Raw genomic sequence first — 23,312 nt, 5'->3', positions numbered from 1 at the left:
TTCAATAAGAACCTAAAAAATGATCTTCAAAGGCTCTTTTATTTTTGGGGATTTTCAACAGTATCGTTTAACAGATCTTTTCTAAAAAGAAAACACCTTGTTCAATAGAAGTTTCTATATAGCCGATAATTTGATCGAATGTAAACACCTGTAAGTCTATATGCAAATCTTGCTTTGGATACAGCATATCGTCAAAAATAAGTTTTTTAAAGGCTAGCAAATTTTCTTCTGTTACTCCTTCAATGTTTACTATATTTGCTTTTTGGTTAAGGAGCGGAAGGAATTGCTGATCTCTATCGTAGTGGTGTAACAATTTTCCGTTTAATAATTTAAAATCATTATAATACATAGATACAATTGCTTGATCATGCTCTATCCTATTTTTGAGCCAAGGAAGAAAAAATCCATTGAGCCAATTATTATCGGCAATAAGGTGGGTATAATACCCTAAAACAAAAGGGGAATTTATATACTTTTTATATTTTTGAAGAAACGCGTCAAAGTCAATTCTTCTTGTATAATTCTTTGTTGTCCCAGCATAGAAATGTGAAGCCACTTTTTCTTCTTTTGAACGAACTGCATCAGGAGCGACTCCACCAAGTAAGAAAGATGTTTTATCTTGGATGGATAATTTCTCTGCAATACCATTTGCAATAATTAAATGCATAATTCGTGATCCCATAAATGACACCTCTATTTAACATCAAGAATGATTTTCCCTGTACTCTGTCTACTTTCGACCCATTTATGTGCTTTCCCTGCATCTTGAAGTGTAAACCGTTTACCAACTTCAATTTGTAAGCTGCCATTACGTAAGTACCGAAAAACTTGCTCCGCAGTGTTATGAAGTAGCTCAGGATGTTTTTTACGAGTTGTTCCAAAGCTAAATCCAAGAATCGAACGACAACTTGCGTGTAAATCCTTCGTCTGGAATGTACCGATTTCACCGCTTGCATTACCAAAATGGACGAGACGTCCATAGTAAGCAAGACATTTCAAACTTTTCTCTGACACAGTTCCAGAAATGGAATCTAATATAACGTTAGCACCTTCTCCGTCAGTAAGTTCATTTACCCTCTCTACAAAGTCTTCATTTTGATAACAGATTACGTGGTCAGCACCAGCGTCTAAAGCGATTTTTCTTTTTGACTCGCTTCCGACTGTTCCAATAATTTTTCCAGCGCCCAGTGTTTTAGCTAATTGAATAGCTGTTGTTCCAATTCCGCCAGCTGCTGCATGAATGAGAACTGATTCACCTTGCTGTAATCTTGCAACATTTGCAAGTAAATTATAACTCGTAAAAGATACGATCGGACAAGCGGCTGCGGTTGTGAAGTCAACTTCATCAGGTAACACAAACGTAAGGTTTTCATTTGCGATAACATATTCAGCATATGAACCATTAAGAGGAAAGGCGATTACACGCTGTCCTACTTGAATGCTTTTTACATCTGCTCCAACTTTTTCTACAATTCCTGCTGCGTCTATCCCAGGAGTAAATGGAGGGGGGCTGTTTCCTTTTTTACCATAGCGAGATTTAATATCAGCAAAATTGACGCTTGTAGCAATAACTCGAATTAACACCTGCTTTTCATTAAAAGTCGGCATATCTACTTCTGTATACTTCATTGTTTCAGGTCCACCAAATGCAGTTACAACAATAGCCTTCATTTGTATGTCCTCCTAAAAATACATTCTACATATTATTTTAAATCCCCATCACAAAATGGAAAATTATATAATTGTTATAAAAGATTATAAGTGGACGTTATAAAGCGATTAATTAGTTTATGGAAAAATTCATATTAAAAAATCGAACGAAATGTTTTTTACTTGCCAATATATAGTGTAGGACAAAGGAGGGGAGAAGCATGGATCAGGAAACAGACTATCACTATCTCATCGAGCGGACCTTATCAGGAAATCAAGAGGCATACAGTGAACTGTATGATAAAACGATTCAAGATGTTTATAAGGCAGCTCATTTTTTGGTGGGGGATGAAGCCCCCCACTGATTAAAGTTTCACTTTATTTGTGTATATCCAGAAGGGTTTCATTCTTGTCGGATTTGTATAATGTTAGTTTGCTTTTTTTATGAAACTATCTAACAAAGAGTAACCGGCTATTATACTTATTGTTGTGGTAAATGTTGTATTTAAAATAGTCATCATAGCTAAATAGGGAAGAAAATTTACGATAGATGAGGCTAATAGAATAGGGGAAAAGGCCAAAATTGTTGCAGGTAGGACAATTCCAACAAATTTTTCTAGCTGAAAGTGCCAGTGTTGTTTGTTCTGTTTATTATTGAGAAGTTGAAAGAATCGTAGTGTGATGCCGATGAAGAATGGGAAAAATGCAAAAAAATAATTTAGGATAAAAATTATAAAACACTTCGGCTTGTTGATTTAGATAAACTTGAAGTCGTACTCCTGCAAATAGCAATATAACAATAAATAAAGTGAAACATAAATATTTGGTAATGCCCCTCATTGTATCACTCCTTGTTATTTATCATATTTTTCATTATAAAAGAAAAGGCAGAAAACGAAAAATCGTTTTCTGCCTTTATGTAATGACGATATTAATTTTTCTGTTCTTTATTAATTGTCATAATAAAGAATCCGACAAGACCACCAACTAGTGGAAGAGAAATCATTCCTGCAAGAGAAAAGTATTTACTTAAAAATAGTCCGTTTACATCCATCACCCAGCCAGCGACAAATAATAACATCATGTATAGTACGAAATAAAACTCGCGATTTGAAAGCATTTCACGTTGTGCAGTTTTCATTATCAACACCATCCTTTTTTCAGTATAATGGAATTGAAAATGTCACAATTTAGAATGTAAACTGTCACATTTTGTTCACGATTTAATCGTAAAACTTTCCAAGGGGAATGTCTAGTAATTTGTGTTGAATTATTGAAGAAAAATAAAACGCTGTCATTAGACGAGAAAGATAAATACATATATGATTAGAATAAGTATGAATTAGTAGAGGGGGATGGTGACATATGACAATTTATGATTTTTCTGCAAAAATAATTACAGGAGAAGAAAGATCGTTGAAAGGTTATGAAGGAAAGGTGCTTCTCATTGTAAACGTTGCAAGCAAATGTGGATTTACACCGCAGTATAAAGGGTTACAAGCTATTTATGAAAAATATAAAGACCAAGGATTTGAAATTCTAGGTTTCCCGTGCAACCAATTTGGAGGACAAGAGCCAGGTGCAGAAGAGGACATTACTAGTTTTTGTGAATTAAATTACGGTGTATCCTTTCCAATGTTCGCTAAAGTTGATGTGAAAGGTGACGGTGCTCATCCGCTATATACGTATATGACGGAGCAAGCGCCAGGCATACTTGGCATGAAGGCAGTGAAGTGGAACTTTACGAAGTTTTTAATAGGGCGTGATGGAAACGTGATTGATCGTTTTGCGCCGCAGACGAAGCCGGAAGAGTTGGAGAAGGAAATTGAAAAACTTCTCCGTTAAAAAATCACGAGTCACACCCGCAGCGCCGATTCTCTATGTGTTTACGATAACAGGCGAATGTGGGTTAATTGGTTGTATCAGATCAGTTGGAAAGAACGCTCGAACGCTAAATAATTGCCGTGTAGGTATCGTCGTTGCTGTTGCCATTTCGTAACGAACTAATTAGCTCTCCGTAAAGGTATTCGTACTTTGGGTATTCCAGAGCGACACAAGTATTTTTCTAATTAGTTATCGATACGGTTACGGTTTGTGATTCGCCACTTTGATTTAGAATGGAAACCTGAATGAAGTCGGTGTTTGCGTTTCGGAATAAAGGACCAGAGGAGAATGTTTGCCAATAACAACAACTATGATTTTTTCGACTAAGATACATTTTTTTAATATAACAATCGTAATCATAGTCGTAATAATATTCAGATATATCCATGCCTAATTCAATCCTCATTTCTTTTTAGTACATGCTATGCGATGTTATTCCCTTTTACCAGACCGCATTCTTATCCAATTACTTACTTTTTTCTTAAGAAATATATATTTTAATAATTTACTAGGTGATTTATGGTAAAGTGTTTATTAAATTAAGAAAACAAAGTGGGAATGGTAGAGTGGAGTATCAAGATACATATAGATTAGAAGTGAAAATGGGGGTATAACATATGGAAAGTTCTATTGATAAAACATTAGATTTCCTTTTTGGAGGGAACAACTCTACATTATTGGTTGCAAATTTTATTTTTAGTATTATTTTAATCATTATTGGTCTGGTATTAATTAAAAGCCGTAAGAACAATCAAAAAAGTACAATTGGTTCCACCCTAGTCGTCATTGGACTTGCCGTAACCGTATTTAATCTAGTAAGGATTGTACTTTAAAAGTAATATAATGTCGATATAACACGAAGCTGGGCGGGCTATACTCACAACGTAGAAAGATAAGCCCGTCCTCTTAGAAACCGATCCTTTACTAGTGGTCATCAGATTTTGGTAGGAAATTAACGATAGCTAATGCAATCAGAAAAATTGGTAGCATATACAGTGTAAACCTAATTATTCCTGGATCATCATAGAGTAGGTAACTAATAATTCTTAAATTGGAATATTGAGTTCCAAAAGACGTGGTGACGCTACTACAACCTCAAATAAAAAGAGCGCTATTATTTAGCGCTTTTCTCATCTTCTATAATGATTTCTCCATTTTCTTGTTCTTACTTTTTAATTTCTTCAATAAAGAATGCAATGATACATAAGAGCTATTAAGAATAAAAATGCATCAATATTATTCAAAAGTTCCATTTTTATACCTCTTTTGGATAGGAATAAAAAACTATTTTTCATTATATACGGAAAAATAGATATTGTTCCTATTACCTTTCTACAATAAATTCATAGATTACTAGTAACTCGTCTGAAAGGAGGGGGATAAATGGAATTGCAATTATTAGTAACTTGTATTTTACAAGAGAATGGTGCGTTCTTTTTAGTGACAAAAGTAGATGATGTTATTACATTAAAAGTGCCAATCACAGCAAGTATAGCAGCTCTATTTCTAGCATTAGGTGTTCCAAGATGCTCCTAGTTTAATGTAGAAAATAGTAGGTAGGTGAGGCATGCTTCTGCCTACTTACTATTACATAATAATATTATGTAAATTTAAATGCGAGTTAGATATAAATATTTTCTAAATAAATGAGTGAAGAGCATATATAACTTCAGCTAGTTTTAATCTCATTTAATGCTTACAGAATATTCCTTGATATCGTTTCATTTACAGAGATGTCACGGCTTTAAAAGGACGAGCATATACTATAGTACTTCATTAACTTTAATTACTTTAGCTTTCGTTAATGAAAGATTTCAAAATCTCTAAAAAGGATAATCTTGAATAAGAATAATCTTTTTTAATGATGAAAATCGATGAGGTGACAATAGATATGAGAAAAAGGACGTATGATATTCCGATAGAATTACGAAGAGAATGGTTTTTAGTAGAGTTAGCCTACTTAACTAAGAAATATGGAATTGAAATTGCAACAAGAGAGAGGGAACAGCTACCATTTTTGAAAGACCAAATAACAAAATTAAATATAGGTGTTGGATTACAATACGATAAATATGATGAAGAATATATTATTAATTTATAGGTTAATGGTAGCTACTTTTACACTATCTCTAGAGTAGGGGGTTCTTTTTTCTTTAAGTTAAATGAATTGAAAAATTAGAAAGAATGTATGCACACCAAATAGCATTTAATAATAATATGTAGAGTGATATAAAGATATTTGTATAAATGAAAATAATGTAAAAGTATTTCTAGCTACTTTTAAAAGCGGGGGATGTGAGCGTGTGGAAGAAATCAATAATTTAAAAGCAAAATTAGAAAATTTGAAGGTAGATCAAAAGGAAATAATGCGGGATATTCGTAACTTAGAAACACGTACAACAATTAATGAAAAGGATATATCCACAATCAATAAACAATTAGAAAAAATAAGTCTAAATACAACTTGGATTTTACGAATTATTGTTAGTTCAATTGTTTTGGGAATCTTGGGGTTATTAATGAAAGGGACGTTGTAATATGGATAGCATCTTTATGCCAAGTACATTGGAAAACTTGCTGTAAAGTAGAATTACCATTTGAACCTCCAAAAGTCACATCAAGATAATCTTTCTATCAATATACGAGCTGTTAATTAGGAGGGGAAAGCTTATACCTGCACTATCATACGTTCTGTCTATATTGAAAAATAAAAAACATTTACGTATTTAGTGTAGATAAGAGCTTATTTCGTGATTAATTTTTTAATCCGATTTCATGCGAAAAGACATAAAAATATATAACCATTTATAGGATCAAGTACAAATAAAAAGTGTCACAAATGCTTGTGTAACAAGCGTTTATGACACTTTTATATTTTACAAAATGGACAAATTTAAAACTGCTCATTCTTCTCCCAAGATTCTACGAGATAACTACAAAGTCCTTATATATCAAGGGTTGTGTGGTGTGAAAACTGTAAATGACCACTTATCTCCACGTTTGCGAAAATATCCTTTCGTGTTTAATACCTCTTTAAAAGTTAATTGTTAAGTTTGCAATGTTGAGCTATTGCTTCATGTAATTTACTAGCTAATAAGGATAAAGTCCCTCGATTAACAAATAAAGGCCAACTTATTGAGTATTTTAAGAATGAATTGGAGAATAAAGCTAAATTGTATACGTCATTGGATTTAAATAAAATAAAGCAAGTAATTGAAAAAATAAAATATTTGAACAGTTGAGAATGGGTATTGAAATTTTGTTTTAATTTTAGGTAAAGAGGGGAATGGAATTGAAGATTTTTATTATTATCTTATAGTTTTAAAATTAATACATTAAGAGATTTTATACTAGATATCAAAATTAATATAAAGAAACAAAAAGCGTCGTATTATAAAGTTCACCTAATCTCTGCACAATATGTAGTTTTTTTATAAAGCAAAGCCCCACCTTTTACTTGAAGTACTCTAATATTAATTTCGTTTTATTATATTTATAATTAGATATTATAATGTAAAATCCTTAATTTGATATTATTATTTGGGCATAAGCTTCATGAAAAAAGGAAGAATAGGAATAGGATGTTTTTAAAGAATCATTCTTTAAAAACATCGAAGGGAGGTTATAATAATGTCAGTAAGTAATTTAGATAAACTAGGATTAGCTCTTTCGGGTGGAGGTTTTCGAGCGGCATTTTTTCATCTTGGAGTTCTTGCGAAAATGGCCAATTTAGGATTACTTCGTCATGTGGAAGTTATATCTACTGTATCGGGTGGTTCTATAATTGGTGCATTATACTATCTTCATATAAAGAAATTACTAGAAAATAAAACAGATGATGAAATTAGTGATGAAGATTATCAAGAAATCATCGAGAAAATTGAAATTGACTTTCTTCGGGCTGTTCAAAGGAATTTTCGATTATATACTTTTCTCAACCCATTGAAAAATTTAAAAATGAGTTTACCTAACTACTCTCGAAGTGATTGTATTGGTGAACTTTACGACAAATATTTATATCGCAATGTACTTGATCATCATAATAATGTTCCAATAAAAATGAAGGATTTAAAAATAAAGCCACTTGGTGAAGAGTGTCCTTTTGATCCAATTGAGGGAAATAAAAATCGGAAAGCCAAAGTGCCCATTTTAGTTATGAACGCTACGGTTCTAAATGATGGACATAATTGGAATTTTAGTGTAGGGAATATGGGGGAAACAAATGTAGAAGAATTAAATAAGACGCTTGATAAGAATCTAAGGCTTAAACCAGTCAAGTCATATGAAAATGTATACAAACATGGAGGGTTTGAACTAGGGTGGGCTGTTGCTGCTTCAGCATGTCTGCCAGGAGTTTTTGCTCCCCTTGCTATCAGTGGTCTTTATGATGAAGGAATACGTGTACAATTAGTTGATGGCGGTGCTCATGATAATCAGGGAGTTATTGGATTGTTGGATAATAAATTAAAATGCACATATTTTATCATCAGTGATGCATCTGGACAACTAAATGATGAAAAGGAACCTGGCGTAGAGATACCTAGTGTTTTAAAACGTACCAATAATATTTTTATGGATCGTATACGTGAACAACAGCTTTCAAGAATTATAAAAGAGCACTCAGATAATGTAGCTCTCTTACACTTGAAAAAAGGCTTACCAATAAAGGAGATTTCCTATTATGATAAAGAGCATAAGCTTTGTGGTGAAACTATATCACATGTAACCGAGCCATCTTCAGAAGTCTTTGGTGTTAATGAAGAAGTACAAGATTTTATTTCTAAAATTAGGACGGATTTAGATTCCTTTTCAGAAGTTGAGGCATATTCACTTATGTTGGATGGGTATAAAATGAGTGGGTATGAGTTTGATAAAACAAACATAAAAAATTTAATTTGTAATAAATCCTTAAAAGAGAAGAAATATCAATTTTTTAAAATGGAAAAATGGGTCTCATCTTCAATTGCTGATTCCTATTATAGGGATATACTCGAAGCTGCCGGTAAGAGATTTTTTAGAACTTTTAGGATAAGCTTGTTAGTAAAGATAATAATTACTTTATCAATCATCTGTTTTTGTTTTACTTTAGTTCATATTTATGGTGCTAGCTTTGAACAGTGGAGAAATGAGCCTGTAACAAAAGGGCGTATATTGTTATTAGTTGTATTGCTAATTTTTTTAGTTAGTTTATATTTAAATAGGTATGGTGTTTCATACCAAAATCAAATTCTACAGTTCTTACTAAGTGGTATACCAACAGCGATCCTTTCATTAATGGGGTCTGCTCTTATTTGGATTCATCTTCTTACATTTAATCGGTTATTTTTATATCTAGAAAGTTTTACATATTTTGAGAAGAAACAAGTTATAAAGAAAAAATAAATTGTTATTATTCCGTTTTTTATGCTGTATTGGAAGAACCTGTTGTCAGGTTCTTTTTATATTCCGAAAAGAATCAATTGGAGCGAAACATGCAATTCTTTGGTTCTTAATTTGGATAGGATAAGTGAGTTTGATTAAATTTATAATTACTTATTTTAGACGCTACCGTGATCAGTACAGCGTTTTATTATTTTATATAAAAAAGGGTGAAAATATATAAATATTCGCTCCTTTGTTAAAATAAAATCAAGTACAAATGAAAAGTGTCATAAATGCTTGTATAACAAGCGTTTATGACACTTTTATAATTTTTATATTTTACAAAATGGACCAATTTAAAACTGTTCATTCTTCTCCCAAGATTCAACAATATAATGAGCAATTGTTGGGTTAAAACCTTTTCCAACTAAAAACATAATCGCAGCAACTTCTGTTAAGGCATGCTTATGGGATGTATACTTTGCTTCGTTCATACCGTATTCTACCCATGGTTTTACAAAGTCTAATACAGGTTTCTTTAAAGGTAAGAATTGTGTACCAACAACTTGTTGAATTTGCTGCTGTGTTGGTTCAGTTGGAATTTGCGTAGCAGGACCTGGCGGTAAGATTTGTATTTGTGTCGGATCAAATGGAGCTGGCGGCAAGATTTGTGGCTGTGTTGGGTCTAATGTTGGCGCTGGCGGTGAAACACGCGGATCATGGTATGGTTGATACATTTGTGGTTGTTGATATTGGTATTGTTGCGCGATGTATGGATTTTGCTGGTATTGCGGCTCTTGAGTTTGCTGAGATACGTGTTGATTTTGTTGACGTTGAGGCTCTTGAGTTTGCTGAGCGATGTATTGATTTGGTTGGTATTGAGGTTCTTGAGTTTGCTGAGATACGTATTGATTTGGTTGGTATTGAGGTTCTTGAGTTTGCTGAGATACGTGTTGATTTTGTTGACGTTGAGGTTCTTGAGTTTGCTGAGATACGTGTTGATTTTGTTGACGTTGAGGCTCTTGAGTTTGCTGAGATACGTATGGATTGTGTTGGTATTGCGGCTCTTGAGGGTGTTGCGCGACGTATAGATTATGTTGATATTGCGATTCTGGATATTGTTGCGCTAAGTAAGGTGGTTCTTGCTCTTGGTATGGATTTTCAGTTTGTCCTTCTTGGTACCGCTCTTCTTGATTTTGGAAGTAGTATGGTTGTTCTGGATAAGGATGTTGATTATTATAGAACATCTTATTTCCTCCTCTATGATCGTACATACAACATAGTGTATGGGCGGACAAGAAAATATGTGATGAAAAAATGAGAGCGTGTTACAATAAGAAATTGGGTGAAGATAAATGAAAAAACAAGAACAAATTCAAGAAACAGTTACTTTTGTAAAAAGTATTTTAGAAAAAGATGCCAGTGGGCATGATTGGTATCATATTGAGCGTGTACATAAATTAGCGATTTCTTTATCAAAGCAAGAAGGTGGAGATCGCTTTGTAATTGAAATGGCAGCATTGCTTCATGATGTAGCGGATGAAAAGCTGAATGACAGTGAAGAAGCAGGTATGAAAAAAGTTTCTGATTGGCTAGAAGGATTAGGTGTTACTGAAGAAGAAAATGAACATATCCTTCAGATTATTGCAAATATGTCTTATAAGGGTGGACATGGTGGTAAAGTAGAAACATTGGAAGGGAAACTTGTTCAAGATGCCGATCGTTTGGACGCTCTTGGCGCAATTGGTATTGCTCGTACGTTTGCTTATGGCGGAGCAAAGGGACGTTTAATGTATGATCCAAATGTTCCTCCGCGTGAAGAGATGACAAAAGAAGAGTATCGCAAAAATAATGATCCGTCATTAAATCATTTTTATGAAAAACTTTTAAAGCTGAAAGAATTAATGAATACAGTTACTGCAAAACGAGAGGCCGAAATTCGCCACCGTTATATGGAAGAGTTTATAGAACAATTTATGAAAGAGTGGAATGCGCAAATATGAAAATGCTAACAGTAGAAAACGTATCGAAATCATATGGAGATAAACCGTTATTTGATGGATTATCATTTAGTATTACAGAAGGACAGCGTGCAGGGATTATTGGTGTAAATGGAACAGGAAAATCAACACTATTAAAAATTATTGCAGGGCTAGAAATTCCTGATACGGGTGATATGACGCATACACGTGGCTATACAATTAGCTATTTGTCACAGCAACCGGATTTCAAGGGGAATTTAACAGTACTTGAACAAGTATTCCATGGTGATACACCACTTATTCGACTTCTTCGTGAATATGAACAAGTATTATTAAATATAGAAAAAAATCCAAGTGACGAAAAAGTACAAGAACAACTATTTGCGGTGCAGCAACGTATGGATGCAATGAATGCATGGGAAGCGAATGCGAATGCAAAATCGCTTTTAACGAAGTTAGGCATTACAGATTTTACCGCAACTGTTGAGAACTTATCTGGTGGACAAAAGAAACGTATTGCCATGGCGCAGTGCTTTATTGAAACACCTGATTTATTAATTTTAGATGAGCCAACCAACCATCTTGATCATGAGACAGTAGAATGGTTAGAAGAATATTTATCACGGTATACTGGAGCAGTTTTACTTGTAACACATGATCGTTATTTCCTAGACCGTGTTACAAATCGTATTTTTGAACTAGATAATGGTAATCTGTATAGCTATGAAGGAAACTATAGTACATTTTTAGAAGCAAAGGCACTTCGTGAGGAACAAGAATTAGCGCAAGAATCAAAGCGTCAAAATCTATATCGCCGTGAACTAGCTTGGATTCGCCGCGGTGCGAAAGCTCGTTCTACAAAACAAAAAGCACGTATTCAGCGTTTTGATGAATTGAAAGAACAAGAAGGTCCAGCAGTGAAGCAATCTGTTGATATTTCACTCAGCGGGAGCCGTTTAGGCAAAAAAGTACTTGAATTAAAGGATGTAACGAAGAGGTTCGGTGAAAAAACCGTATTACATAATTTTAATCATATTGTGAAACCAGGCGATCGAATTGGTATTATTGGGGCGAATGGTAGCGGGAAATCATCTTTATTAAATATGCTTGCCGGCAAATTATCTCCTGACAGCGGTGAAGTTGAAGTCGGACAAACTGTGAAAGTTGCTTATTATACGCAAGAAAATGAAGAGATGAATTTAAATCAACGTATGATTGAATATATTAAAGAAATTGCAGAAGTAATTCATACAACAGATGGAAAAGTCATCGGGGTATCTCAAATGCTTGAGCGCTTCTTATTCCAGCCACATTCACATGGAACGCCACTTGGTAAACTATCTGGTGGTGAAAGAAGACGTCTGTATTTATTACGTCTTTTAATGGGAGAGCCAAATGTACTTCTATTAGATGAGCCGACGAATGACTTGGATACACAAACGTTAACAGTACTAGAAGATTATTTAGAAGATTTTCCAGGTGTCGTTCTTACGGTATCGCATGATCGCTATTTCTTAGATAAAGTCGTAGATGAATTATTTATATTTAGTGGTGGCGGAGAAGTTCGTAAATTCTTAGGAAGCTATAGTGATTACCTAGATATACAAAAGGTGCAAGAAATATTAGAAAAAGCAGAAGTACAGAAAGAAAAGAAGGTCGAAGAAGCTCCAAAACAGCAGCGTAAACGTAAACTTTCCTATCACGAACAACGTGAATGGGAAACGATTGAAGATACGATTGCAGCTCTTGAGGAGAAGCTTGAAACGATTGGAGAAGAACTTGCAAATGTCGGATCTGATTTTACAAAGGCGCAAGAACTTTCTGAAACGCAGCAACAAACAGAAGAAGAGTTAGAAAAAGCGATGGAACGTTGGAGCGAACTATCTGACATCGTTGAAGGTTTAAAATAAAAACAAGCTGCATATATTGAAATGTAAAGAGAAAAACTTTACACTATTGGTAGAACCTATTTTAGGAGGGAAAAAATGAGAACATCTAATCCAATGTTGAAAAAAGAGGCATTTCGTAAAGAAGGAGCGAGCGCTTCTGCGATGACGATTGGTGGAGCAGTTGGTAAAACATTCATTATGCTTGTCTTACTTCTTGCGACGTCTGTCTATTCATACATACAGATGATGCAAGGCACAATGAAAATGCCAGTTTTAATTGGTTCATTAATTGTTGCGGCAATCATCGCATTTGCGTCTATGTTCTTCCCACGTATATCACCGATTGGCGCACCAATTTATGCGGCAGTAGAAGGTGTTGTGTTAGGAAGTATTTCAGCAGTTTATACAATGAAATTTGGAAATTCTATCGTATTGAATGCTGTATTACTAACAATTTCAATTTTATTTGCAATGTTAGTTTTATACGCAACTCGCGTAGTAAAAGTGACGGATAAATTCCGTACAGGCGTAATGGCTGCAACGCTTGGAATTATGGTTATGTATTTAATCGTGTTCCTATTAAACATGTTTGGTATTACTGTTCCTTATATTCACCAAGGTGGAACAATTGGTATCATCATTAGTGCGGTTGTAATTGTAGTTGCTGCATTAAATTTATTACTAGATTTCGATTTAATCGAAAACGGCGCACGTAGTGGAGCTCCAAAATATATGGAGTGGTACGGTGCAATGGGTCTAATGTTGACTCTAGTATGGTTATACTTAGAAATTCTTCGTTTCGTTTCTTACTTTACGAAAAATGACTAATTGAAAGAAAATCCTGCATGTTTGAAACATGCAGGATTTCTTTTTGTATTTTTTTAGATTTAAAGTGGCTATTTTCTGTTAGAAATATATCATTTTGCATTTTTTACCTATCTTCTATTTTTTTCTACAATAAAGAAAAAATGTGAGGTGGTATAAAGATGATGAATCGAGTTGTATTAATCGGAAGATTGACCAAAGATCCAGAACTATACTACACAAAGCAAGGAATTGCTTATGCACGTATATGTGTTGCGGTAAACAGAGGGTTTCGGAATAGCTTAGGAGAACAGCAAGCAGACTATATTTATTGCGTAGTATGGAGAAGGGCTGCTGAGAATGTATCAGAGTATTGTCAAAAGGGGTCACTTGTTGGAATTACAGGGCGAATTCATACGAGTAATTATGATAATGAACAGGGGAAGAAGGTATATAAAACAGAAGTTGTGATTGAAAGGATTACGTTTTTGGAGCGGAAGAGGGAGGAGGCTTCACAGTAAAGGGAACACTATCGTGTGAAAAATAGACGAATGTACATGGGAGATACTTAGGTAATAAAAAATAAAATTATTGTTGAACTTGTGAATTCATATGAAGAAGTTTAACAATGCTTCGGGGAGAGCTTCCTCATTTAACGACGAAAGTAAATTTTTAGTTTGCTGAGTTTTCGTATGTTGATTTATCCCGCATTAACGGGCAGTAAGACCCCTACCTCAAAATTCAGCGAAAGCATAGAAGTTAGGTAGGGGTCTTACTGCCCGTAAAAGCCCGATTCGTTCAACTAATAATCAGTGGGGGATGAAGAAAACCCCCACTGATTAAAGTTTCACTTTATCTAAGTAATTGTATACAATTGCTTGACAAAGAGAATTATAGGGGGATTTTGATGAAGTCTTCTTACTTCATATTATGGCTTCGATATCTGTATTGTTACATTATGCAAGTACATAGACTAAGGCTTTATTTATAAAGATTTAAAAAATGATTATCAAATTAATGCCAAGAAGAAAATAGCAGCTATACAAACACTTTTTATAGAAATTGTGGTATTCAATTGAGGGATAAGTACTTGCTGGAGGGGAAGTATACTAATGTATATTGAATGAATTAAGGAGGGAAAAACATGCCTGTAAAAGACTATGGTGTATTAAAAGGAAAAGCTCAGGATACTAAACATAGTAAAGACGCAAAGCATTTAGAAGTTCTTATTCAAGATAGTAATGAAATAAAATATCGAATTGCCATTAATGTTGCATCACAAGCTTGTCCTTCTGAAGTATTATATTTTGCAAGTGAAAATTTTAATTCGGAAGAAATTACGCAATTACCTGAACTTCCAGATGGGTTTACTCGTATTAGAAACAATACTCCTGATATTGGTATTGATTTCATTCGGGGAAATTTATTTGATAGCAAACAAATGATCCCACTTCCTAATCAGGAAGCAGGACCAGACAATGATTTATATGAGAAATTAAGTAATTATATACAAAAAGCAATAGATGAAGAAGCTGTTGTATATGCGTTTGGAGATATCTGGGAAAATGAAGATAAAGAAGATCAATACTTTCATTTTCATCCAGGTAACGGGATCCATGATATTCATATGAATCAAGGGAATTTAGGCAAATGGAAACGTGATGATGGAATATGGCAGGATGGCGCTTTACTTATACACTTTGAAAAGCAGGGAAAATGGGTGGGGATTTTCCTTGCTTTCCAGTCTCAATCTTGGTGTACAGATGAACAAGGGCATGCGATTAAATCGGTGGAAGAATGTAATTATACTGGCGAAAAAATAGATCATAGTAATCAGTGTGCAAAAAAAGAGAATAGTGACCGCCCAAAAAAAGGGAAAAATAATAAGAAAAAAAGAAAAATCAAGAAAAAGAAAAATCAAGAGGGAAAAAGAATTAAGCAAAGAGAGAAAAAGCGAAAAAAGAGAAGTTAATTTTTAATGATATGTAAAACTAAAGGCCATCCAACAGTAACTACTGTTGAATGGCCTTTTAAAATGATATCAAATTTACAATTATGGTTTATAAGTGAAAAGGATATTCAAAGTTTTAGAATGTTTTTCCCCCTATAGTACTTATTGTCTGTAATATAGGGCACTCAAATTATGAATGCGTTACAGAAACAGTCTTTGTTACTAATTTTACTGCTTCTTTTGCATCAATTCGTCCTAAACCATATTGCTCATTCCATTCTTCCCCCTCTGGAGGATTTTTCCGTGCTGTTTTCACTAAGATGTCACGAATTTGGTCTATAGTGAGGTTAATACCATGTGCTTTTGCTTCAGCAAGAACTAATGCAACAATACCAGTTACAGCTGGTGCAGCCATACTTGTACCTGACATTTCGGTATTTTTATTAATTGTACCAGAAGCAGCTGCCATTACTTTATGGCCAGGAGCACTAATCTCTGGCTTTTGTCGACCATCTCGTGTTGGACCAGCACTTGAAAAGAATGAAATAGGAGCATTTGGAACATGCGCATCATAAGAACCCACTACAATACTTTTGTGTCCACAAGAAATGGAACCCAGTGTATGAGTATTATCATGAGGTGGCATAAAGTTAGATTGACCACCATCATCCCGTTCAATCCAAGCCTGGAATGTACCATTATTTACGTTAACGCCTTGAAGTCGGATGGTCCAATCCCCTGTAGGTAATCCACTCTCTAAGAAGATACCAATTACATTGTCGCCGTTGGTAGAATCACTTTTTCGATTAGCCACAAAAATTAAGGTGTTTCCCTCGCTATCATCTAGGACTCCGTTTTCTCCAAGTTTAATATCTCCGATGCTATCTCCATTAGGGGTAATAATCTCAACAAGAAAATCATCTTCACCGTTGTACCATATTTCTAATTCGTTGAAGGTGAAATCTCTCTTTTGAACTTGCCAGTGAAGGTCGATAGAGCTCCCTTGGGATACTACACCTTGTGCATGAATTCCATCATTAAACGAGTTACTAGCCGCAATAACTATAGAACGGTTCGGTTTCTCAATTAATAGACCGTCTATTCCTTGCTCCACAAGAGATGTTCCGTCATGTGCACCACCATTTGTTCCTAAACTAAGGTTAATTACACAAGGACGGTCTCCCGCTGTATCAAAAATGAATTTTAATGCGTCAAGAAGTTGTCTAGAGTCTCCAAATGTACTGTTAACAACATTTTTTCCTTGCCACTCGATATCATTTGCAGAAAGTTGCACAAATACTAAATCTACATTTGGAGCTACACCTGGTATACCAGTTCCGTGACCATTTCCAGCTGCTATATCCATAACATGTGTACCATGCTCAGGATCACTTGGATTAAAGGCAACGGTAGGGTAACCTAAAGTTTTATAAGGTTGAGAAGAATTCAAAGCATTATTAATTTCTTCTTTCGTAAAGACTTTTCCATATTCAACTGGACTTCCCATGGCTTTCTCAGCATTTTGATCCCAGATTGCGAGTAGTCGTGTCGATTTATCTTGATTTTGGAAGTTTTTGTGAGCAAAATCACAACCGAAATCCACGATACCTACCACAACTCCTTTACCACTATGATCCTTTGCTGCACTTGGTGGAAGAAGATCATTTTTAGCCTTTGTTTCTTCTATTGTTTTGTTTAATAAGGGTCTAACCGGTTTTGCAGCTTTCAAACTTAGTACATGGGGGGACTGGCGTATATTTTCTAATTCAGCCACGGATACTTTAGCTGTCACGATCCGACCAGATTTATCTGGTGCCATCGAGATATCGTTAGTTTGAAGGACGCCAGGAATTGCGTTCCAAGCATTAATATCTTTTACCTTTGCGATAACTGGTATTTCCCTTTCAGTAGCTGTATCAGCTGCATGAGTGTCTATTTCTTGTTGGTTTTGTTTAATAATTCTTTGTAGGCGTGGATCAATATTCGTTGGGATCTGTTCTGTTGTCTTCTTTAAGCGCATGTTTTTTCTCCTTTTAATTAGAAAGTGTTATAAATGTAGAGTGCTTTCGTAACAAGTATTGGAGTATATTGTTACTTTTATGTACATAGGTGAAACGATGGGTATAATTACCGAATTTCAAAATGTAGAGAATCTGCTGTGAAAATTTTTCAAGCGACATAACTAGAACCACTACTAACTAGAGGTTCTTCTATTTCCGATAGAGTGGCTTATCACCATTTCAGTTTTTATTGTTCTTTATAAATGATTTAGAAGTGATTTTTTGTGAAATTTTTAATGCGATAATAGATGAAACTTAATTGAAGAAAGGGATTAATTGATATCGGTTTGAAGCACATAAAAATACCAATTATAGATACGAATTTGTGATAGAAATCATTTGGATTTGAAAGAGCCTATGATTGAGGGATGAAACGTTACCAATGACGATGAAGAAAAATCAGAAATGTTTCATGACTATTATGGATATGGAACGTATGTAGTTGGAACAAGATCACTTAATTGGATAATAGAAGAGGTACAGTATGGTATTGAGAAAAAGGTAAATATTATTTCTATATCTTTAAGTACTATCTTTTTCAACAAATTACGACGTAAAGTTATAAAAAAAGCTGTAACGCATAATATATTGATTGTATGTGCTGCTGAAAATTATGGAAATCATAATTCTTTGAATAAAGAATTGGATTATCCGGAGTGCCTACAACGCAGCAAGTTCAGTGGATCCAATAATTTTTCTGAACACAAGTAAGGGAGTGTCTGTATTAGTTCTAGGTGTGGAAATAAAAAATCTATACAACAAATTACGAGATATTTTCATGACTATTCTACATGTAATAGGGGCATTAACTTAATTAATGAATCATTAGCTTTATTTAATAGGAATTAAAGAGAAATTAGTGTTTTTGAAAGAACATCCAATTGATTTGAAACAATATCTTTAAAAGGAGTAGTGCTCATGAATTTACAAAATGATCCCTCATTATCAAATAAAGAAATGAATTTTAGAGTTATGTTAGAAACTGAAGTGAATGGGAAGCTAAAAGTTCTTAGAGAGAATCAAGAGAGGATTAATCAGAGTCACACAGCTTATTATGATCAGGAAAAAAATCAGCAAGATGTAAATCAATACTATCAAAACATTCATTTCCAAACTTTAAATGGTAAAGAGTTATTTAAATCACTTCACAATTTACTTGAAACAACGCATCGCGAGCAGTTTAGCTATAAAAACAGTGGACACCACTTAGAAACATGGGTTGACTTGCATGCTGATGGTAAATATAAAAGTCTTTATTCAGGCAAACAAGCAGATCCTGCGATTGTGATTCAAAGTGAACTGGAAACGAAGGTTGTGTTGAATGAGGTTCCTGGGGAAGATGGAGATATCCTAAATATTGAGCATGTCGTACCTCAATCTTGGTTTCGAAAAAAAGAGCCAATGAGAGGAGATATGCATCATTTATTTTACTGTGAAAAGGGTTGTAACTCCTTTAGGGGAAACAAGCAGTATCATGATTTTCCTGATTTTAAACCAGAAGCGTTTACAGCGAGCAAGGTAGTAGAAGAGTGTGGTATGAGTGAATTGGAGGAATTTGAACCAGAGTATGGAAAAGGGATGATAGCGAGAGCTACCCTGTACTTTCTTATGCGTTATCCAGATAAGATTTTGCCTGAATTTAAAAATAAAATCAACATTCCTTTACTTTTGCAGTGGCATGCTGATTTTCCGCCTAATTCTGAATATGAAAAGCATCGTAATCAAGCTATTTTTGAACTACAGGGTAATAGAAATCCTTTTATTGATTTTGCCGAGTCTGCATCTAAAGTTGATTTTAGTTTCATTAATGTACACCATTAATTAGATGGAACAGTTTTAGTCGTTTAAGCATATGATTTCAATTTACAAAATAATTTATATTAAGTGAGTTAATAGGATAAACATAAAAACTACAAATCTGAAGTTAACCCTTAAAACCGGATACTTATCTTAAAGTAATGAGTTAAAAGTAAAAAAATATCTTCGATTTGTTTCATATTAGCTAAAATAAAAAAGTCTTTTCATTCCTAATGATGAGACTTTTTTATTTTGTTTCACAAACTTATCTTGAAGTGTAAGTCATCTATTTTTATATACATAAATACCGTTCATTCGGAAAAGAGTAAACATGATTTACAAATTAATAAGGTTTAATAAGTTTAGAACAATTTATGAAATGGTCAGATGAAAATAGCACAGTTTAAAGATGGTAGCTTCTTAAATAAAGTAGAAGGCTTCACCTAATATTAAGAACAGTGCAATTTTCACAAGTTGCTGTTTCTTGAGAAAAAGTAAGTATTTGTAAAGGTAATTCTATTATGTACCGAATAATAAAGGACATATTAGAATTACCTTTAAACCAGGAGGTAATAGTCAGATGATACAAGAATTGTATACTTATCGTGCAGGAAAAAAGATTTTACTCCAAAAACAAGAAAATCAATTTGTGATTAGAACAAGTCCAAATAATTTTAAAAAGCAACATGAGCTTTTAGACGTTGAACAAGTTTCTCCAGCGTCTTTTCGCATTACAACAGATGAAAGTGATCTTGAATTTTTGATGGATAAAGCAAGAAAAATTGCTCCAACCCATCATGCATATTATCGTATTGAAACTAACGATGAATTTCTTATTACGGATCGTATCTTTGTAAAATTTTGCAATGCGTTTTCTGAGGAAGATATTACTCTTTTTACTACACGTTATAAATTATTATTGCTAGAGAAATATGATGAATATAACTATCTTTTTCAGCTTACTAATGCTACTGGTATGAATCCAATTAAGTTAGTTGTTAAGCTTATGGAAGAGGAACCACTTGTACAATCAGCAGATCATGACTTAAATCATCAGATGCATACATACGATTTAGAAATCCCGCGTGATCCAGCTTATTCTAAGCAATGGCATTTACATACGCACTTCCGGAATACAGATTATGATCCTCGATCTTCTACAAGGTGTGAGGATGCATGGAAAATTCTTGACCATTTTGGCAGTGGAGATGTTGTTATAGGTATTACGGATGATGGTTGCAAAATAGAGCATCCTGACTTTAATTCGACAAATAAATTTGCTGGTTATGGATATTTCCAAGAGGAACGTCTTATTACCAATTTAGATAGTGATTTTCAGATACAACAAATGTATACCACTTGCAAGAACCATGGTACTTCTTGTGCAGGAGTCGTGGCAGCTGAAGTAGATGCACAATTTACTGTAGGGGCAGCGCCAGGTTGTAGACTCTTTCCTATTAAGTGGGAATCTAAAGACGGAGGATTATTTATAAGTGATTCTAAATTAATGACCGTTTTAAAATATATTGCTGATAAAGTAGATGTATTATCGAATTCATGGGGAAGAAGTCCTGAGAGAACTTGGCCTAGTCAAGTCATAGAAAAAATTACGGAATTAGCTAAAACTGGTGGACGGCGACGTAAAGGGATTGTATTTTTATGGGCAGCAGGAAATGAGAATTGTCCAATTGAACACGATGCTTTAGTTGATGTACCGTATACTGATGGATGGAATAAAGGATTATGGGTAGGGGTAGAGAAGACTAAAAATTTTCATCACTCATTAGTTGGAATCCCAGGGGTTATGTTTGTAGCAGCTCTCAGTAGTACTGCACAAAGAAGTCATTATTCGAATTATGGTGCAGGGATTTCAATTGCAGCTCCTAGTAATAATCTTCATGAATATTTTCGAATGCCCGTAAGAGGGATACCAATTACAACAGCAACAGGCTCCATCCCTTTATTACATGGAGCTTGCATACCAGAAAACGTAACAAGTCGTTTTGGGGGAACTTCTAGTGCGACACCTTTAGTAGCTGGAATTGCTGCGTTAGTCATTTCGGCCAATCCTCAATTATCCGCTCTGGAAGTAGTTTCAATTCTAAAACGAACGGCCTCAAAAGATTTGAATTTTGAAGGTTACCAAAAGACTCCTCCAGGGCCTTTTGATACGGATACTTCATGGGATGTATCACCGATTTCACCTTTTGATAAAGGAACATTTATCAATACAGGAAGTAGTGATGGAACATGGAGTGCTTGGTTTGGACACGGTAGAGTAGATGCAGTAGATGCGGTTAAAGACGCTTTAAACAGTAGACAAGAACAGTAATGTAATATTGTGGGTAAGGCTCCAGTTGGTGAAATGCTTCTTGTTCAACAACTTGCACAAGTGACAATCTATCGTCGGAAATGGCTGAGACTTGGAAAAACTCTCCTATAGCTCCGTAGCGCTCCTCATCCCCAAGAAGTATTATCCAATGTTCTGGATAATACAACTTTATATTATAGTTGGGGGAAATAGATTTTAGTGGGGACGAGGATGCGAGGATAAATCAATAAGGATTGGAATAAAAGGAAGAAACTATTATTATACTTCCTCCTGATTTAAGATAAATGTTACTGCTAATACCATGGGTTTCGTCGCAGGTTTGTCTTTACTTATATGCGAAATTATTTCATCATTTAAAACAATTTGACCCAGAATACAATTGCGATTAGGAAAAGCAAGCATCCCAGTAGGAGTATAAAGATAGAACATGTTACAATACAGCTAAGAACAAGCAATAAAGGAGAGTATATTTACGTGAAGATTAAAGCAATTGAACCAACGCCAAGTCCAAATACAATGAAAGTTATTTTAAATGAAGTGTTACCATCAGGGGCACGTAATAACTATACAAACGAAAATGCAGAACAAGCACCAGAACAGGTGCAGCAAATTTTAAAGATTGAAGGTATTAAAGGTGTATACCATGTAGCCGACTTTTTAGCAGTAGAGCGAAATGCGAAGTATGACTGGAAAGGGCTTTTACAACAAGTTCGTGCTGTGTTTGGAGAAGAAGTAACAGAAGGAGATGAACAGGAGCAGCTTTCGCATTTTGGTGAAGTGAAAGTATTCATTCAAATGTTCTTTACGATTCCAATGCAGGTGAAATTAACAGATGGGACAATGGAAGAGCGAGTTGGATTACCAAACCGCTTTAAAGAAGCGATTATGAAAGTACAAATGTCTGCACCTAACGTTGTTAAAGAGCGTAAATGGATAGAACAAAGTACACGTTACGGTAATTTTGAAGAAATCGGGAAAGAAGTTGTAGAAGAAATGGTCGCTACTTATCCAGAAGACCGTGTTGAAAAAACTGTAAAAGAATTATTAGATCAAGCGGGTGCTACGGAAGTAACTGTAGCAAAGCGTGAACCATATAAAGTAACAGAAGAAATGATGGCAGATTCTGATTGGAAAAAACGTTATGCAGCTCTTGAGCAAATGGATCCTACTGAAGAAGACATTTCGGTACTACAAAAAGCGTTAGAAGATGAGAAAGTATCCATCCGTCGTTTAGCGACAGCTTATTTAGGTATGGTAAAAGGTGAGGAAGTATTACCATTACTATATAAAGCATTATTAGACCGTTCTGTAAGTGTACGACGTACAGCAGGCGATTGCTTATCAGATGTGGGTGATCCAGCAGCGATGTTTGTTATGATTAAATCTCTTAAGGACCCAAGTAAATTGGTACGCTGGCGTGCAGCGATGTTCTTATTTGAGCTTGGTGATGAGAGTGCAATTCCAGCATTACGCATAGCGCAGGATGACCCAGAGTTTGAAGTAGCAATGCAAGCTCGTTTAGCATTAGAACGTATTGAGGGCGGAAAAGAAGCGAAAGGGTCTGTTTGGAAACAAATGACGGAGTCTCGTAAAGGAGAATAA

At 34.6% G+C, this 23,312-nt stretch carries 18 protein-coding genes and 3 pseudogenes; 15 read left to right on the top strand and 6 right to left on the bottom strand.

Translation table 11 applies throughout. From position 1 onward, the window contains the following. Positions 1-67: 67 nt before the first annotated feature. A complete protein-coding gene (locus tag AZF08_RS19800) occupies positions 68-682 on the bottom strand; it encodes a zinc dependent phospholipase C family protein (protein WP_033673706.1) in 615 nt (204 codons plus the stop codon). Between the two features lie 11 nt (positions 683-693). Next, entirely contained in the window at positions 694-1,671 is a 978-nt protein-coding gene (locus AZF08_RS19795; protein WP_033673707.1) for a quinone oxidoreductase family protein, read from the bottom strand. A gap of 200 nt (positions 1,672-1,871) precedes the next feature. Here AZF08_RS19795 and AZF08_RS19790 point away from each other — a divergent pair. Further along, positions 1,872-2,003: pseudogene (locus AZF08_RS19790) on the top strand (sigma factor); the annotation flags it as partial. 75 nt (positions 2,004-2,078) lie between these two features. Here AZF08_RS19790 and AZF08_RS30850 read toward each other — a convergent pair. Both AZF08_RS30850 and AZF08_RS19780 read right to left on the bottom strand, forming a co-directional pair. Beyond that, positions 2,079-2,490 (bottom strand): annotated as a pseudogene (locus AZF08_RS30850) (hypothetical protein). Positions 2,491-2,581: 91 nt separating this feature from the next. After that, positions 2,582-2,803 carry a DUF3925 family protein gene (locus AZF08_RS19780; protein WP_200875211.1) on the bottom strand — a complete coding sequence of 74 codons (222 nt, stop codon included), beginning with the start codon at positions 2,801-2,803 and terminating at the stop codon, positions 2,582-2,584. A 212-nt stretch (positions 2,804-3,015) separates the two neighbouring features. Between AZF08_RS19780 and AZF08_RS19775 the strand changes: the two genes are divergently transcribed. From AZF08_RS19775 to AZF08_RS19750, 6 genes are all read left to right on the top strand, one after another. Beyond that, the gene (locus AZF08_RS19775) at positions 3,016-3,495 is read left to right on the top strand and encodes a glutathione peroxidase (protein ID WP_033673709.1); all 480 of its coding nucleotides are present in this window, start codon (positions 3,016-3,018) and stop codon (positions 3,493-3,495) included. 656 nt (positions 3,496-4,151) lie between these two features. Continuing rightward, positions 4,152-4,367, top strand: coding sequence for a hypothetical protein (locus AZF08_RS19770; RefSeq protein ID WP_033673710.1), 216 nt, complete (start codon positions 4,152-4,154; stop codon positions 4,365-4,367). A 550-nt stretch (positions 4,368-4,917) separates the two neighbouring features. Next, entirely contained in the window at positions 4,918-5,070 is a 153-nt protein-coding gene (exsG, locus tag AZF08_RS19765; protein ID WP_033673711.1) for an exosporium protein ExsG, read from the top strand. 355 nt (positions 5,071-5,425) lie between these two features. Next, positions 5,426-5,635, top strand: coding sequence for a hypothetical protein (locus AZF08_RS19760; protein WP_033673712.1), 210 nt, complete (start codon positions 5,426-5,428; stop codon positions 5,633-5,635). A gap of 211 nt (positions 5,636-5,846) precedes the next feature. Continuing rightward, on the top strand, positions 5,847-6,071 hold the full coding sequence (locus AZF08_RS19755) for a hemolysin XhlA family protein (RefSeq protein ID WP_033673787.1): 225 nt from the start codon (positions 5,847-5,849) through the stop codon (positions 6,069-6,071). Positions 6,072-7,164: 1,093 nt separating this feature from the next. Then, on the top strand, positions 7,165-8,916 hold the full coding sequence (locus tag AZF08_RS19750; protein ID WP_051725670.1) for a patatin-like phospholipase family protein: 1,752 nt from the start codon (positions 7,165-7,167) through the stop codon (positions 8,914-8,916). A gap of 335 nt (positions 8,917-9,251) precedes the next feature. On the opposite strand, the gene AZF08_RS19745 is transcribed toward AZF08_RS19750, so the two are convergent. After that, positions 9,252-10,142 (bottom strand): hypothetical protein, encoded by an 891-nt coding sequence (locus tag AZF08_RS19745; protein WP_033673713.1) that lies wholly within the window; start codon positions 10,140-10,142, stop codon positions 9,252-9,254. A 108-nt stretch (positions 10,143-10,250) separates the two neighbouring features. Between AZF08_RS19745 and AZF08_RS19740 the strand changes: the two genes are divergently transcribed. The 5 genes and pseudogenes from AZF08_RS19740 to AZF08_RS19720 all read left to right on the top strand — a co-directional run. Beyond that, positions 10,251-10,898, top strand: coding sequence for an HD domain-containing protein (locus tag AZF08_RS19740; RefSeq protein ID WP_033673714.1), 648 nt, complete (start codon positions 10,251-10,253; stop codon positions 10,896-10,898). Beyond that, complete coding sequence (locus AZF08_RS19735; RefSeq protein WP_033673715.1) at positions 10,895-12,787, top strand: ABC-F family ATP-binding cassette domain-containing protein; 1,893 nt, start codon at positions 10,895-10,897, stop codon at positions 12,785-12,787. The genes AZF08_RS19740 and AZF08_RS19735 overlap by 4 nt, the downstream gene beginning before the upstream one ends. A 75-nt stretch (positions 12,788-12,862) precedes the next feature. Further along, positions 12,863-13,594 carry a Bax inhibitor-1/YccA family protein gene (locus AZF08_RS19730; RefSeq protein ID WP_033673716.1) on the top strand — a complete coding sequence of 244 codons (732 nt, stop codon included), beginning with the start codon at positions 12,863-12,865 and terminating at the stop codon, positions 13,592-13,594. A 158-nt stretch (positions 13,595-13,752) separates the two neighbouring features. Continuing rightward, on the top strand, positions 13,753-14,091 hold the full coding sequence (locus tag AZF08_RS19725; RefSeq protein WP_033673717.1) for a single-stranded DNA-binding protein: 339 nt from the start codon (positions 13,753-13,755) through the stop codon (positions 14,089-14,091). A gap of 623 nt (positions 14,092-14,714) precedes the next feature. Then, a pseudogene (locus AZF08_RS19720) lies at positions 14,715-15,383 on the top strand (DUF2278 family protein); the annotation flags it as partial. Positions 15,384-15,711: 328 nt separating this feature from the next. Here AZF08_RS19720 and AZF08_RS19715 read toward each other — a convergent pair. After that, entirely contained in the window at positions 15,712-17,541 is a 1,830-nt protein-coding gene (locus AZF08_RS19715; RefSeq protein ID WP_033673718.1) for a S8 family peptidase, read from the bottom strand. Positions 17,542-18,499: 958 nt separating this feature from the next. Between AZF08_RS19715 and AZF08_RS19705 the strand changes: the two genes are divergently transcribed. The 3 genes from AZF08_RS19705 to AZF08_RS19695 all read left to right on the top strand — a co-directional run bounded on the left by AZF08_RS19705 (position 18,500) and on the right by AZF08_RS19695 (position 23,312). After that, positions 18,500-19,402, top strand: a complete 903-nt coding sequence (locus tag AZF08_RS19705; protein WP_033673720.1) for an endonuclease I family protein — start codon at positions 18,500-18,502, stop codon at positions 19,400-19,402. Between the two features lie 556 nt (positions 19,403-19,958). Further along, a complete protein-coding gene (locus AZF08_RS19700; protein ID WP_033673721.1) occupies positions 19,959-21,710 on the top strand; it encodes a S8 family serine peptidase in 1,752 nt (583 codons plus the stop codon). Between the two features lie 474 nt (positions 21,711-22,184). Further along, positions 22,185-23,312 (top strand): conserved virulence factor C family protein, encoded by a 1,128-nt coding sequence (locus tag AZF08_RS19695; protein ID WP_033673722.1) that lies wholly within the window; start codon positions 22,185-22,187, stop codon positions 23,310-23,312.

It is taken from the genome of Bacillus gaemokensis, from assembly GCF_001590835.1.
Taxonomy (GTDB): domain Bacteria; phylum Bacillota; class Bacilli; order Bacillales; family Bacillaceae_G; genus Bacillus_A; species Bacillus_A gaemokensis.
This window is presented reverse-complemented; position numbering and strand designations above follow the sequence as displayed.

Coding starts and splice junctions, on each gene's coding strand:
- AZF08_RS19745 (WP_033673713.1), bottom strand. CDS start 10,142: ATGTTCTATAATAATCAACATCCTTATCCAGAACAACCATACTACTTC.
- AZF08_RS19800 (WP_033673706.1), bottom strand. CDS start 682: ATGGGATCACGAATTATGCATTTAATTATTGCAAATGGTATTGCAGAG.
- AZF08_RS19730 (WP_033673716.1), top strand. CDS start 12,863: ATGAGAACATCTAATCCAATGTTGAAAAAAGAGGCATTTCGTAAAGAA.
- AZF08_RS19795 (WP_033673707.1), bottom strand. CDS start 1,671: ATGAAGGCTATTGTTGTAACTGCATTTGGTGGACCTGAAACAATGAAG.
- AZF08_RS19775 (WP_033673709.1), top strand. CDS start 3,016: ATGACAATTTATGATTTTTCTGCAAAAATAATTACAGGAGAAGAAAGA.
- AZF08_RS19700 (WP_033673721.1), top strand. CDS start 19,959: ATGATACAAGAATTGTATACTTATCGTGCAGGAAAAAAGATTTTACTC.
- AZF08_RS19770 (WP_033673710.1), top strand. CDS start 4,152: ATGGAAAGTTCTATTGATAAAACATTAGATTTCCTTTTTGGAGGGAAC.
- AZF08_RS19760 (WP_033673712.1), top strand. CDS start 5,426: ATGAGAAAAAGGACGTATGATATTCCGATAGAATTACGAAGAGAATGG.
- AZF08_RS19780 (WP_200875211.1), bottom strand. CDS start 2,803: ATGGTGTTGATAATGAAAACTGCACAACGTGAAATGCTTTCAAATCGC.
- AZF08_RS19740 (WP_033673714.1), top strand. CDS start 10,251: ATGAAAAAACAAGAACAAATTCAAGAAACAGTTACTTTTGTAAAAAGT.
- AZF08_RS19725 (WP_033673717.1), top strand. CDS start 13,753: ATGATGAATCGAGTTGTATTAATCGGAAGATTGACCAAAGATCCAGAA.
- AZF08_RS19715 (WP_033673718.1), bottom strand. CDS start 17,541: ATGCGCTTAAAGAAGACAACAGAACAGATCCCAACGAATATTGATCCA.
- exsG (WP_033673711.1), top strand. CDS start 4,918: ATGGAATTGCAATTATTAGTAACTTGTATTTTACAAGAGAATGGTGCG.
- AZF08_RS19750 (WP_051725670.1), top strand. CDS start 7,165: ATGTCAGTAAGTAATTTAGATAAACTAGGATTAGCTCTTTCGGGTGGA.
- AZF08_RS19735 (WP_033673715.1), top strand. CDS start 10,895: ATGAAAATGCTAACAGTAGAAAACGTATCGAAATCATATGGAGATAAA.
- AZF08_RS19705 (WP_033673720.1), top strand. CDS start 18,500: ATGAATTTACAAAATGATCCCTCATTATCAAATAAAGAAATGAATTTT.